This is a genomic window from Enterobacter sp. CP102, from assembly GCF_025152625.1.
Taxonomy (GTDB): Bacteria; Pseudomonadota; Gammaproteobacteria; order Enterobacterales; family Enterobacteriaceae; genus Enterobacter; species Enterobacter soli.
The window spans coordinates 4380594-4393362 of sequence record NZ_CP104014.1 but is presented as its reverse complement, the minus strand read 5'-3'; the positions used below and the strand labels follow the sequence as shown (position 1 = coordinate 4393362).

The following is a 12769-nucleotide window of genomic DNA, read 5'->3' as shown; positions in this document are numbered from 1 at the left end:
GCTATGAAACTTGTTACAGGTATTGTCACTTCTCTGGTTATTGGGTCACTGTCATTTGGCGTTTTTGCAGCTAAAGAGCTGGAAAAAGATAAGCTTGCCGGGATGAATCTGACCAAAATTGGTGAGATCACAACCTCTGACACCACCGCGCCAATGGACGCGAGAAAAGAGTTGTCGAAAAAGGCAGATGAGCTGGGCGGGACATACTACGTTGTGACCAGTGCAGAAAAACAAACCAAAAACGTGCGCGCCACCGCGGACGTGTATAAGTAATAAAAACGCCGGGAAGCGCTCTGCTTGCCCGGCATTTTTAACGAAGTGTCCACCACTCCCTGAGACAGGCCTTGCCTTCCGGGCAGCTTTTACAACTGCCGGATAAACACCCGTCCGCATCTTCCTGTATACGCATGGTTTTCCCCATCGCCTCCAGTCTTTCAAGCATGGCATCGATCATCGGTTGCGGCGTATGCAGGCTGAGGCTCAACTGCTTTGCCTCCATACGCCCTTGCAGCGCCAGTAAATCACGAACCTGAATCAACGATGCCATGACGATACTCCTTAGTGACAGTCGCCCGCCGGGCTGTTACAGCAGGTGGCTGCGGTTTTACGTGTGGCCAGCAGGTTGACGTCGACACGACTGCGCGCCCGGCGCAGCAGGCCCAGAACGATCACATTGAACAAAATAACCGCCAGGATACAGACCAGGCTGTAGCGTGGATGCTGGCTAAAGTTCGTTGCCTGATAGAAGAGTGTGGCCAGCGAGTAAGCAATGTTCAGCCCCCACAGAATCGAGAAGCCCATCCAGCCACGGCTGGACTCACGGGAAATCGCGCCCATCACGGAGATGCACGGAATGTAGAGCAGCACGAAGATGAGGTAGCTGTAGGCCGCGGATGCGCTGCCAAATTTCTCGCTCATCACACCCATCGCACCGGTCGCCATTTCGCCATCGCCTTTGCTGGCTTCAATTGGGTTTGCCAGTACGCTCAGGCTGAAGGTGTCTTTCAGGCTCTGCCAGGTTTCTTCTGCGGCACCGAGCAGTTCGTTACCCAGGCTAAATTCAGCCGGATTGAACTCTTGCTCCTGAATGTTCTCTGCGGTGTAGAGTGTGTTCAGTGTACCAACCACCACCTCTTTCGCCATTGCGCCGGTGAACAGGCCAACGGTCGCCTGCCAGTTATCCTCATGCACACCAATCGGCTTGAAGACCGGTGTGATGACGCGGCTGACAGAAGCAAGGGCAGAGTCGTTAATGTTATCCGCCGCCTGGCCGCTCAGCGTGAAGCTGTTCAGCGCGCTCAGGAAGATGCTGACGATGACAATCACTTTACCGGCGCGCAGCACAAAGCCTTTCAGACGTTGCCAGGTCTGAATAACCAGGCTTTTCAGATGAGGAACGTGATACACCGGCAGCTCCATCACAAACGGCGAAGCTTCACCACGCATGATGGTGTGTTTGAGCATCAGCCCTGTGAGGATAGCCATAACGATGCCCAGCACATACAGCGAGAACACCGCCAGCGCCCCTTGCTGGCCAAAGAAGGCGGCGGCAAAGACCGCGAAGATCGCCAGACGCGCGCCGCAGGACATAAACGGCGCCATCATGATGGTCATCAGGCGTTCACGCGGTGCATCCAGGGTGCGAGCCCCCATAACCGACGGCACATTACAGCCGAAACCGACAATCAGCGGAACGAAAGATTTACCCGGCAGACCCAGCGCCTGCATCAGGCGGTCCATCACGAAGGCCGCACGTGCCATGTAGCCGGAATCCTCAAGGAAGGAGAGGAACAGGTACATCATGCCGATTTGCGGCACCAGCGGCAGCACGGTGTTGATACCGCCACCAAGCCCCTGGGCAAGGAAAATGGTCAGCCATTCCGGGAAGTGCAGCGTGTAACCAATCCACTGAATGCCATGGACAAATATCGCTACCGAACCGGCGTCGAAAATTGGCTGAAGCGCGCCCCCGATGTTGATAGCCAGCAGGAACATCAGGTACATCACCAGCAAGAACACCGGCAGGCCGAGGAAGCGGTTAATGACGATTTTGTCGACGGCGGCGGTGAATTTGCTTGGCTCTGCGGTCAGGGCGTTACTCACGACATCACAAATGGCGGCAATGGCCTGATAGCGGGCGTCCGCAATGTGCAGCGCGGGATCGTCCAGCTCGTCGCTAAGACGCGCCAGCGCGACATCCAGTTTATCGGCGGCGTTGCCGGAATAGGCGCGGCTATAGATATCCCCTTCCAGCATTTGCAGGCCGAGCCACATGCGCTGTTTGGCCGGCATGTGTTGTTCCATTTCCTGCGCCAGCAGGCTGGCTTCGCGAAGCAGCGGTTGGGCATAGTGCACCAGCTCAATGCTGGTGTTGCCTGCGTGGCGGTCGATCGCCAGTTTCAGGGCATCAATGCCGCGCGCGCGGGTGGAGACCAGCGGCACAACCGGGCAACCCAGACGGGCAGAAAGCGCATCGACATCAATGCGCAGCTGTTGTTTTTCCGCGATGTCGAGCATATTCAGCGCCACAATGCACGGAATACCCAGCTCAAGCAGTTGCAGCGTCAGATACAGGTTGCGCTCCAGATTGGAGGCATCCACCACGTTAATTAATAAATCGGCATCGCCGCTCAAAATATAGTGGCAGGCAATCTGCTCATCGAGCGAGGTTTGCGACGAGATAGTGGTTAATGAATAGGTTCCGGGCAGATCAACCAGCGTGACCTGATGGTCCGTTGTGGAAAACTGACCTTCTTTTCGTTCAACGGTGACACCCGCCCAATTTCCCACACGCTGACGTGCGCCCGTTAACTGGTTAAATAAGGTTGTCTTGCCGGAATTAGGATTGCCAATTAAGCCAATAGTTAATTTTTTCATTGCATTAGACTCACTGAAACCGCTGGCTTGTTATCGGGAAATAGCTTCGACTTCGATTAATGCGAGGTCTTTTTTACGCAGAACCAGGTTTACGCGCCGGGTTTCGATATGAACAGGATCACCCAGCGGTGCCACGCGCACGACCTGGAATGACGAGCCAGGTAACATGCCTAATGACAGCAGTTTTTGCCGATAAGCCGGGCTAATTTCACGGGTGAAGCCGGTAATTTTCCATGCACTGTCGGGAGTGAATTGCATAGTGCCTGATTCCATGAAAGGTTAAATTATCTACTATGGGATGATAATGAGAATAGTTTTTATCAGCAATATTAAAACTGTGACGGAATGTTGTTTGCAGTATTAATTTACGGCCTGTTTGACCTTGCTCAATATTTGCTGAAATGACGGGAAAACGAAAAGGGGAGTATTTGTTAACGGGGTGATAATTAGTGGTTTAAATATGGCTACACCATATTTACTTTAATTCGCTGCGGTCTGCTTGCCGGGCGGCACTGCGTTTGCCCGGCCTACAAAACCGTAGGCCCGGTAAGCGTAGCGCCACCGGGCATTGACAACCTTAGCGCTTTTTACCCATTGCGGCTGCCAGCGCATCCATCATGGCGCTGTTACCCGCAGGCTGAGCATCACGGCCACGCGGTTTTGCGGCTTTGGCCGCAGGACGCTGCTGCTCGCGAGCGCCACCGCCGTTGCCACGACGCGCATTGGTTTCACCCGGCTGCTCGTCCAGACGCATGGTCAGCGCAATACGCTTACGTTGCAGGTCAACTTCCAGCACTTTCACTTTCACGATATCGCCCGCTTTGACCACGGTGTGTGGATCTTCAACGAACTTATCGGCCAGCGAAGAGATATGGACCAGGCCATCCTGATGCACGCCGATATCAACAAACGCACCAAAGTTGGTGACGTTAGTGACGGCACCTTCCAGTACCATACCCGGCAGCAGGTCGTTCATGGTTTCGACGCCTTCAGCAAAGGTCGCAGTTTTAAACTCAGGACGCGGATCGCGGCCAGGTTTCTCCAGCTCTTTGATGATGTCGGTCACCGTCGGTACACCGAACTGTTCATCGGTGAAGTCAGCCGCTTTCAGGTTACGCAGGGCGCTGTTGTCGCCCATCAGGTCTTTCAGCGCCTGCTGGGTCGCGGCCAGAATGCGCTCCACCACAGGGTAGGCTTCCGGGTGAACGGTAGAGGCATCGAGCGGGTTATCGCCGTGGTTGATACGCAGGAAGCCTGCGCACTGCTCAAACGCTTTCGGCCCCAGACGGCTCACCTTCAGCAGCTGCTGACGGTTCTGGAACTGACCGTTCTCGTCACGCCAGGCCACGATGTTTTGCGCCATCATGCGGGTTAAACCTGCCACGCGGGTCAGCAGGGGAACGGAGGCGGTGTTCAGGTCTACGCCGACGGCGTTAACGCAGTCTTCCACGACCGCATCCAGCTTACGCGCCAGCTGAGTCTGGCTGACGTCGTGCTGGTACTGACCCACACCGATGGATTTCGGGTCGATCTTCACCAGCTCCGCCAGCGGATCTTGCAGACGGCGGGCAATAGACACTGCGCCGCGCAAAGAAACGTCCAGATCCGGGAATTCCTGAGCTGCCAGTTCAGATGCGGAGTAAACAGACGCCCCTGCTTCACTGACGATCACCTTCTGGGCAGTGACTTTCGGGAACTGTTTCTGCACGTCGAGGTAGAAACGCTCGGTTTCACGGGATGCGGTCCCGTTACCGATAGCCACCAGCTCAACGTTGTACTTCTCGCACAGCGCCGCAACCGCGACGGCCGCTTTCGCAGCCTGGCCGGTGTGTGGGTAAATGGTGTCGGTAGCCACCAGTTTGCCGGTACCGTCAACCACCGCCACTTTCACGCCGGTACGCAGGCCCGGATCGAGGCCCATGGTGGCGCGCAGGCCCGCAGGTGCCGCCATCAGCAGGTCGTGCAGGTTACGGGCAAAAACGTTAATCGCTTCGTCTTCGGCGCGCTCGCGCACGGTGCCCATCAGCTCGGTTTCGAGGTGCATCAGCACCTTGATACGCCACGTCCAGCTCACCACGCCTTTACGCCAGCTGTCTGCCGGGGCGTTGTTCAGACGCAGACCGAGGTGATCGATAATGATCTGCTCGCAGTGGCTCTCTTTTGGCGGCTCATCGAACTGCGGATCGGCATTCAGGGAAAGCTGCAACACACCTTCGTTACGGCCACGGAACATCGCCAGCGCGCGGTGAGAAGGGGTGGTTGAAATAGGTTCGTGGTGATCGAAATAGTCGCGGAACTTCGCGCCTTCTTCCTCTTTGCCGCTCACCACGGTTGACACCAGGTGCGCGTTCTTCCACAGATAGTCACGCACTTTAGAGAGCAGCGCAGCGTCTTCGGCGAAGCGCTCCATCAGGATATAACGCGCGCCATCAAGAGCGGCTTTGGTGTCCGCCACGCCTTTGTCGGCGTCGATAAATTTAGCGGCTTCGGTTTCCGGGTCGTGGGAAGGGGTGTTCCACAGCAGCTCGGCCAGAGGCTCCAGACCGGCTTCAATCGCAATCTGCCCGCGCGTGCGGCGCTTCGGTTTATACGGCAGATAGAGATCTTCTAATTCGGTTTTGCTCAGCGTGCCGTTAATGGCTTTTTCCAGGTCGCTGGTGAGCTTGCCCTGTTCGCCGATGGATTTGAGGATCGCCTGACGCCGGTCTTCCAGCTCGCGCAGGTAACCCAGGCGGGTTTCCAGATTACGCAGCTGAGTATCATCCAGACCGCCAGTGACTTCCTTACGATAACGTGCAATAAACGGCACGGTGTTCCCTTCATCAAGCAGGCGAACGGCAGCTTCTACCTGTTCGGCTCTGGCCTGAATATCACCCGCAATAATGCGGCAGAGCGAATCATTCATCATGGCTTTATCATCTGTTGAGTCGAAAAATCAGGGGATAGTTATACGGGCTGACACGGCAAAATGCCAGCCGCGGAGGGCGCTCTCGGACTATTTAACGTACTCAATCTCATTCACATACCAGCTGGCTTCCCCGGCAGGTGTCTGAACGACAGCCAAATCGCCCACTTCCTTTTTCAGCAACGCGCGGGCCATCGGCGAGTCGATCGAGATGTAATCCTTACGACCAAAAATTTCATCGTAGCCGACAATGCGAAAACGCAGGGTGTTGCCGTCATCATTTTCGATTTCAACCCATGCGCCGAAGAACACTTTGCCCTCCTGCTGCGGGGAGTAATCGACGATTTTGAGGTTCTCAAGGCATTTGGTCAGGTAACGTACCCGACGGTCTATCTCACGCAGGCGTTTTTTGTTGTACTGGTAGTCAGCATTTTCGCTGCGATCGCCAAGACTTGCGGCCCAGGTGACTTTTTTGGTCACTTCCGGGCGCTCTTCTCGCCACAGGTAATCCATCTCTTTTTTGAGCTTTTCGTACCCTTCGCGGGTGATCAGGGGCGTTTTCATGGTGTGACCTTCAGACTCGACTTCATTGCAGACGTTGCGCACATTACGTATCAAATATATTAACAGACAGCGTTAATAATGATTTATGTGATGAAATGTGCAGATAAGCTGCTGTTAAATATGCTTTGTAACAATTTCGACTAGAATTTATACCAGAATTAGCTGGTCGAACACGTGCACTTTTTTAGAATACGCTGTTACAAAGACTATCCGAACCTTTGGGAGTACACATAATGCAAGAGAACTACAAAATTCTGGTCGTGGATGACGACATGCGCCTGCGCGCGCTGCTGGAACGTTATCTGACCGAGCAGGGCTTCCAGGTTCGTAGCGTCGCGAACGCTGAACAGATGGACCGTCTGCTGACCCGTGAATCTTTTCACCTGATGGTTCTCGACCTGATGCTGCCTGGCGAAGATGGGCTTTCTATCTGCCGCCGTCTGCGTAGCCAGAGCAACCCAATGCCGATCATTATGGTGACGGCGAAAGGTGAAGAAGTTGACCGTATCGTGGGCCTGGAAATCGGTGCCGACGACTATATTCCAAAACCGTTTAACCCGCGTGAACTGCTGGCGCGTATTCGCGCTGTGCTGCGTCGTCAGGCGAACGAACTGCCTGGTGCGCCGTCTCAGGAAGAAGCGGTTATCGCGTTCGGTAAGTTTAAGCTGAACCTCGGTACGCGTGAGATGTTCCGCGAAGATGAGCCAATGCCTCTCACCAGCGGCGAGTTCGCAGTGCTGAAAGCGCTGGTCAGCCACCCGCGTGAACCGCTGTCCCGTGACAAGCTGATGAACCTGGCGCGTGGTCGTGAATACTCCGCGATGGAACGCTCTATCGACGTGCAGATTTCTCGTCTGCGCCGCATGGTGGAAGAAGATCCGGCGCATCCTCGTTATATTCAGACCGTCTGGGGTCTGGGCTACGTGTTCGTGCCGGACGGCTCTAAAGCATGAGGCGAATGCGCTTCTCGCCGCGAAGTTCGTTTGCCCGCACGCTGTTACTGATCGTCACCTTGCTGTTCGTCAGCCTGGTGACGACCTACCTGGTGGTGCTGAACTTTGCGATCCTGCCCAGTCTCCAGCAGTTTAACAAGGTCCTGGCGTACGAAGTGCGTATGCTGATGACCGATAAACTGCAACTGGAAGATGGCACACAGCTGGTGGTTCCTCCGGCGTTTCGTCGTGAGATTTACCGCGAGCTGGGTATTTCGCTCTATTCCAATGAAGCGGCGGAAGATGCAGGCCTGCGCTGGGCGCAACACTACGAATTCCTGAGCCAACAGATGGCGCAGCAGCTGGGAGGCCCGACGGAAGTCCGCGTTGAGGTCAACAAAAGCTCGCCGGTTGTCTGGCTGAAAACCTGGCTCTCACCCAATATCTGGGTGCGAGTCCCGCTGACCGAAATCCACCAGGGCGATTTCTCGCCGCTGTTCCGCTATACCCTCGCCATTATGCTGCTGGCGATAGGAGGCGCGTGGCTGTTTATCCGCATACAGAACCGACCGCTGGTCGACCTGGAGCACGCAGCGCTTCAGGTCGGTAAAGGGATTATTCCACCGCCGCTGCGTGAATATGGCGCGTCGGAAGTGCGTTCGGTTACGCGGGCCTTCAACCATATGGCGGCAGGCGTGAAACAGCTGGCGGATGACCGTACGCTGCTGATGGCCGGTGTCAGTCATGATCTGCGCACCCCGCTGACGCGTATTCGTCTGGCCACAGAGATGATGGGCGAGGAGGATGGTTATCTCGCGGAGTCTATTAACAAAGACATCGAAGAGTGTAATGCCATCATCGAGCAGTTCATTGATTACCTGCGCACCGGGCAGGAGATGCCGATGGAAATGGCGGATCTGAATGCGGTGCTGGGTGAAGTGGTGGCAGCGGAAAGTGGCTACGAGCGTGAAATTGATACCGACCTTCAGGTGGGTGAGATCCAGGTGCGAATGCATCCGCTCTCCATCAAACGTGCTGTCGCCAATATGGTGGTCAATGCGGCGCGTTACGGGAATGGCTGGATCAAGGTCAGCAGTGGATCAGAGCTCAACCGCGCCTGGTTCCAGGTTGAGGATGACGGCCCGGGCATTAAGCCTGAGCAGCGTAAGCATCTGTTCCAGCCGTTTGTGCGAGGCGATAGCGCGCGCAGCACCAGCGGAACGGGCTTAGGACTGGCGATTGTGCAGCGTATTATCGATAACCATAACGGTTTGCTGGAGATTGGAACCAGCGAGCGGGGCGGTTTGAGTATTCGTGCGTGGTTGCCGGTGCCGGTCACGCGGGGGCAGGTGAAAGAGAGTTAAAAAAGGGTGGCACTAGCCACCCTTTTTTGTAGGTCGGGTAAGGCGAAGCCGCCACCCGACAAAATGCGGTTTCTGCGGTCTGATGCCCTCACCCCGACCCTCTCCCACGGGGAGAGGGAGAAGGGTTACAGCTTCGGTCCCGCACTCACCAGCGCAACACCAGCCGGGGTATCGGTATACTTCTCAAAGTTCTCAATAAACAGCTTCGCCAGCGATTCCGCTTTCTCACGCCACTGCTCCGGTGAACCGTAGGTATTACGCGGGTCAAGGATATGGGTATCCACGCCCGGCAGTTCCGTTGGGATCGCCAGATCAAACATCGGCAGGGTGAAGGTTTCAGCGTTATCCAGAGAACCATCCAGAATGGCATCGATAATGGCGCGGGTGTCTTTGATAGAGATACGTTTGCCCGTACCGTTCCAGCCGGTGTTGACCAGATACGCCTGCGCGCCGGATGCCTGCATACGTTTCACCAGCACTTCAGCGTACTGCGTTGGGTGCAGCGACAGGAATGCCGCGCCAAAGCAGGCAGAGAAGGTTGGTGTTGGTTCAGTCACACCGCGCTCAGTACCGGCCAGTTTGGCGGTAAAGCCAGAGAGGAAGTGGTACTGCGTCTGGTTGGCTGTCAGCCGTGACACCGGAGGCAGCACGCCGAAGGCATCTGCCGTCAGGAAAATGACCTTCGTGGCATGACCCGCTTTCGACACCGGCTTCACAATGTTTTCGATGTGGTAGATCGGGTAGGATACACGGGTATTTTCTGTTTTGGATGCATCATCGAAATCGATGGTGCCATCGGCACGCACGGTGACGTTTTCCAGCAACGCATCGCGACGGATGGCGTGGAAGATGTCCGGCTCAGCTTCCTCAGACAGGCGAATCGTCTTGGCGTAGCAGCCGCCTTCGAAGTTAAACACGCCATCGTCATCCCAGCCGTGTTCATCATCGCCAATCAGACGGCGTTTCGGGTCGGTGGAAAGTGTGGTTTTCCCGGTGCCTGACAGGCCAAAGAACACGGCTACATCACCTTTCTCGCCAACGTTCGCGGAACAGTGCATGGATGCAATGCCCTGCAATGGCAGAAGGTAGTTCATCACCGAGAACATCCCTTTCTTCATCTCACCGCCGTACCAGGTACCACCAATCAGCTGGATACGCTCGGTCAGGTTGAAGGCAATGAAGTTCTCTGAATTCAGGCCTTGTTCTTTCCACTGCGGGTTAGTGCATTTCGCACCGTTCATCACGATGAAATCCGGGGTGAAATCCTTTAACTCTTCGTCGGTTGGACGAATAAACATGTTTTTCACGAAATGCGCCTGCCAGGCCACTTCGGTGATAAAACGGACGGAAAGACGGGTGTCGGCGTTAGCGCCACAGAAAGCATCGATAATAAACAGACGCTTGCCGGAGAGTTGATGGGTGACGAGCCCTTTCAGATGCTGCCAGGTTTCAGGGGAGAGCGGTTTGTTGTCGTTCTTCCCTTTGCCCTTATCTGCCCACCACAGCGTATCGCGGGTGGTTTCGTCGCGGACGATATACTTATCTTTCGGCGAACGACCGGTAAAAATACCGGTATCGACGGCGATAGCACCAAGGTTTGTCAACACACCTCGCTCGTATCCTTCCAGTGCTGGATTGAGCTCTTCCTGATACAGCGTATCGTAATCGGGGTTGTAGACGACTTCCTGGACGTCGTGAATACCATAAGCCTTGAGATCTTGCGGGGTTAAACCAGTAACACGCATATCACTGCTCCTTAGCCAATATGTACTGCCTGAAATTGTAGGGTTTTTCTGTGTTTGTTAACCGCGACGGGGCTCATAGATTTACGTATCTGGACAAAACCCTTGCTAACGGAAAACGCTGCGACTCCAGTCACAGGGCAGGCGGATTATCGCAGGAATCGGTTTTTGGTTGTGGAAAATGTTCCTAAAAGGTTAAGGGCTGGTGAATTTAACCGAAGGAATGTGAATGTAATCGCATACACGTAAGAAAATTACGTAAGAGTTACATAGGGAAAACGATTCAGCTTGGGAGGAGTTTTTTGCCCCTCACCCCAGCCCTCTCCCCAAAGGGGCTGAGGGTCAGGGTGAGGGGGAAAGAGGATCAGTGAACCTGCGGATCCGCCGGGGAGGCGTTGTTGCGGATCTCGGCGATATCCATTGAATTGAACACGTAGTGCGTACCGCAGTAGTCACAGTGCATATCAATTTCACCGTCTTCCGCCATGATGCTGTCGATCTCTTCATCTGGCAGGGTTTTCAGCGCGCCCGCGCAACGCTCACGGGAACAGGTGCACTTGAACTCTACAGCCTGCGGATCGTAAACCGTCACTTCTTCTTCGTGATACAGGCGCCACAGCACATCGGTGGCAGACAGGTTGAACAGCTCTTCTGCCTTGACGGTTTCCGTCAGCGTTGCCAGGTGTTCGAAGTCGTTAGTCTGTGCGTCCTGCGCTGGCAGAACCTGCAACAGCATCCCGCCCGCCGCAGGCTGGCCGTCAACTTCACCGGTGCGGATGAACAGACGGGTTGGCAGCTGTTCGGAGCGCATGAAGTAATCTTCCAGACATGCCGCCAGCGTGTCGCCTTCAAGTCCAACAACGCCCTGATAACGCTCACCTTCTTCCGGGGAAATAGTGATCACCAGATAGCCGTTGCCGACCAGCGTTTTCAGATCAGCACCTTCCGGTACGTCGCCCTGAACGCGCGCAACACCACGCATTTGCTGCTGGTTATTGCCGTTGATCACCGCCAGCGTCATTGGGCCATCGCCCTGCAACTGCACGGTGATATCGCCAGCAAATTTCAGCGTCGCGGTCAGCAGGCTGGTGGCAACCAGCAGTTCGCCCAACAGGGTTTTTACCGGCAGCGGGTAGTTGTGGTTTTCCAGAATCTGTTTCCAGGTTTCGGATACGGTCACCAGCTCGCCGCGAACGGCAAATTGTTCAAACAGATAGCGGTGTAATTGGTCGTGTTGGGCCATAATAGTCTCTCGTGCAGGTGAGGGGTTACTCGTTCTCACCGTGTTTAAATTTCATCAGTTCACGGCGCTCTTTTTTATCCGGGCGTCGATCCGGGTGCGGCATGGTCAGCGCATTCATTTTGCGTGCCAGTGCTGTCTTTTCGCGTTTCTCGATACTCTCCACCGTTTCTTCATAGAGCAAAACGGCTTCGGTTGCAGGCCTGCGCTGTTCGGTAATGGCTTTGATCACTACCGTTCGCTCATCGTTGCCCTGACGCAGCGTTAAGGTGGCATTCAGCTCAACCAGCTTGCTCGGTTTACCGCGCTGGCCGTTGTAATGCACCTTGCCGCCATCAATCATCTCTCGGGCAAGTGCTCGGGTTTTATAAAAACGGGCTGCCCACAGCCATTTATCCAGTCTCACCCCTTCAGAGGGTTTTTCTTTCATGGCGACTCCTTCACGGTCAGTGAGGGGATCATCCGGCGATAGTCGTTCAGCCCCGGATGGCGCAGATAGCTTTTTTCAGCCAGGCCAGAATCAGGATTGGTCACGCCAAGGCAGTAGCGAATGCCGAAGGTAGCGGCAGAATCCAGAATCGGTTCACTGTCATCAATGAACAGGGTTCTTTCAGGCTGCAAACCTGTCTCTTCTGCAACCGCGTGCCACAACCGTTGATCCTCTTTCGGATAACCAAATGTGTGGGTGGAAAGTAATAAATCAAGGTGTGACGCAAGACCGGTATGCTCCAGCTTCACGGCCAGATTATGAGGGTGCGCATTGGTCAGCAAAATACGGCGCTTGCCGCTCGCTTTTAGCGCATCCAGGAAGGGCACGGTGTCTTCACGCAGCACGGCACGCGGGCCCTGGGCGGTGGTCATGGCACAAATATCCAGACCGAGGCGCTCGCTCCAGTAGTCCAGACAGTACCAGTTTAGCGTATGCTGCACGGCGCTATATTGCGAACGAATGAATTCCTGCGCTTCCGCCGGGGAGATACCCTGCTGCTGCCCATAGGTTTCCGGCACCAGTTTTTGCCAGAAATAGTTATCAAAGGCGAGATCGAGCAGCGTGCCGTCCATATCCAGCAGGACGGTATCAACGTCCTGCCAGGCGATATCAAGATGCATAAGGGGAACTCTCCAGCCAGAAGTTACGTGCGCGA

12 protein-coding genes are annotated in these 12769 nt (G+C 55.1%); 3 read left to right on the top strand and 9 right to left on the bottom strand.

Annotated elements, in window-relative coordinates; genetic code table 11:
* Positions 1 to 3 precede the first annotated feature (3 nt).
* Positions 4 to 273, top strand: coding sequence for a YdgH/BhsA/McbA-like domain containing protein (locus tag N1249_RS20825; protein WP_014072121.1), 270 nt, complete (start codon positions 4 to 6; stop codon positions 271 to 273).
* Positions 274 to 310: 37 nt separating this feature from the next.
* Here the strand turns inward: N1249_RS20825 and feoC are convergent, their stop codons facing one another.
* From feoC to greB, 5 genes are all read right to left on the bottom strand, one after another.
* Positions 311 to 547, bottom strand: a complete 237-nt coding sequence (feoC, locus tag N1249_RS20820) for a [Fe-S]-dependent transcriptional repressor FeoC (protein WP_259832965.1) — start codon at positions 545 to 547, stop codon at positions 311 to 313.
* Positions 548 to 558: 11 nt separating this feature from the next.
* Entirely contained in the window at positions 559 to 2877 is a 2319-nt protein-coding gene (gene feoB, locus N1249_RS20815; RefSeq protein ID WP_259832962.1) for a Fe(2+) transporter permease subunit FeoB, read from the bottom strand.
* A 30-nt stretch (positions 2878 to 2907) separates the two neighbouring features.
* Positions 2908 to 3135, bottom strand: coding sequence for a ferrous iron transporter A (gene feoA / locus N1249_RS20810; protein ID WP_014072118.1), 228 nt, complete (start codon positions 3133 to 3135; stop codon positions 2908 to 2910).
* Positions 3136 to 3454: 319 nt separating this feature from the next.
* Positions 3455 to 5785: a Tex family protein gene (locus N1249_RS20805; RefSeq protein ID WP_259832941.1), complete on the bottom strand. Its 2331-nt coding sequence runs from the start codon at positions 5783 to 5785 to the stop codon at positions 3455 to 3457.
* Positions 5786 to 5872: 87 nt separating this feature from the next.
* Positions 5873 to 6346 (bottom strand): transcription elongation factor GreB, encoded by a 474-nt coding sequence (greB, locus tag N1249_RS20800; RefSeq protein ID WP_014072116.1) that lies wholly within the window; start codon positions 6344 to 6346, stop codon positions 5873 to 5875.
* 233 nt (positions 6347 to 6579) lie between these two features.
* Between greB and ompR the strand changes: the two genes are divergently transcribed.
* Positions 6580 to 7299, top strand: a complete 720-nt coding sequence (ompR, locus tag N1249_RS20795; RefSeq protein WP_001157751.1) for a two-component system response regulator OmpR — start codon at positions 6580 to 6582, stop codon at positions 7297 to 7299.
* The gene (gene envZ, locus N1249_RS20790; protein ID WP_259832938.1) at positions 7296 to 8642 is read left to right on the top strand and encodes a two-component system sensor histidine kinase EnvZ; all 1347 of its coding nucleotides are present in this window, start codon (positions 7296 to 7298) and stop codon (positions 8640 to 8642) included. The genes ompR and envZ overlap by 4 nt, the downstream gene beginning before the upstream one ends.
* A gap of 125 nt (positions 8643 to 8767) precedes the next feature.
* On the opposite strand, the gene pckA is transcribed toward envZ, so the two are convergent.
* The 4 genes from pckA to yrfG all read right to left on the bottom strand — a co-directional run bounded on the left by pckA (position 8768) and on the right by yrfG (position 12734).
* Positions 8768 to 10387: a phosphoenolpyruvate carboxykinase (ATP) gene (gene pckA, locus N1249_RS20785; RefSeq protein ID WP_259832929.1), complete on the bottom strand. Its 1620-nt coding sequence runs from the start codon at positions 10385 to 10387 to the stop codon at positions 8768 to 8770.
* 361 nt (positions 10388 to 10748) lie between these two features.
* Positions 10749 to 11627, bottom strand: a complete 879-nt coding sequence (gene hslO, locus N1249_RS20780; RefSeq protein ID WP_259832926.1) for an Hsp33 family molecular chaperone HslO — start codon at positions 11625 to 11627, stop codon at positions 10749 to 10751.
* A gap of 25 nt (positions 11628 to 11652) precedes the next feature.
* Complete coding sequence (gene hslR / locus N1249_RS20775; RefSeq protein WP_014072112.1) at positions 11653 to 12054, bottom strand: ribosome-associated heat shock protein Hsp15; 402 nt, start codon at positions 12052 to 12054, stop codon at positions 11653 to 11655.
* Positions 12051 to 12734 carry a GMP/IMP nucleotidase gene (gene yrfG / locus N1249_RS20770; RefSeq protein WP_014072111.1) on the bottom strand — a complete coding sequence of 228 codons (684 nt, stop codon included), beginning with the start codon at positions 12732 to 12734 and terminating at the stop codon, positions 12051 to 12053. Before yrfG ends, hslR begins: the two co-directional genes overlap by 4 nt.
* Positions 12735 to 12769: the final 35 nt, after the last annotated feature.

Excerpts from the sequence above, each read along its gene's own strand:
- N1249_RS20825 (WP_014072121.1), top strand. The coding sequence starts at position 4 with ATGAAACTTGTTACAGGTATTGTCACTTCTCTGGTTATTGGGTCACTG.
- feoC (WP_259832965.1), bottom strand. The coding sequence starts at position 547 with ATGGCATCGTTGATTCAGGTTCGTGATTTACTGGCGCTGCAAGGGCGT.
- feoB (WP_259832962.1), bottom strand. The coding sequence starts at position 2,877 with ATGAAAAAATTAACTATTGGCTTAATTGGCAATCCTAATTCCGGCAAG.
- feoA (WP_014072118.1), bottom strand. The coding sequence starts at position 3,135 with ATGCAATTCACTCCCGACAGTGCATGGAAAATTACCGGCTTCACCCGT.
- N1249_RS20805 (WP_259832941.1), bottom strand. The coding sequence starts at position 5,785 with ATGATGAATGATTCGCTCTGCCGCATTATTGCGGGTGATATTCAGGCC.
- greB (WP_014072116.1), bottom strand. The coding sequence starts at position 6,346 with ATGAAAACGCCCCTGATCACCCGCGAAGGGTACGAAAAGCTCAAAAAA.
- ompR (WP_001157751.1), top strand. The coding sequence starts at position 6,580 with ATGCAAGAGAACTACAAAATTCTGGTCGTGGATGACGACATGCGCCTG.
- envZ (WP_259832938.1), top strand. The coding sequence starts at position 7,296 with ATGAGGCGAATGCGCTTCTCGCCGCGAAGTTCGTTTGCCCGCACGCTG.
- pckA (WP_259832929.1), bottom strand. The coding sequence starts at position 10,387 with ATGCGTGTTACTGGTTTAACCCCGCAAGATCTCAAGGCTTATGGTATT.
- hslO (WP_259832926.1), bottom strand. The coding sequence starts at position 11,627 with ATGGCCCAACACGACCAATTACACCGCTATCTGTTTGAACAATTTGCC.
- hslR (WP_014072112.1), bottom strand. The coding sequence starts at position 12,054 with ATGAAAGAAAAACCCTCTGAAGGGGTGAGACTGGATAAATGGCTGTGG.
- yrfG (WP_014072111.1), bottom strand. The coding sequence starts at position 12,734 with ATGCATCTTGATATCGCCTGGCAGGACGTTGATACCGTCCTGCTGGAT.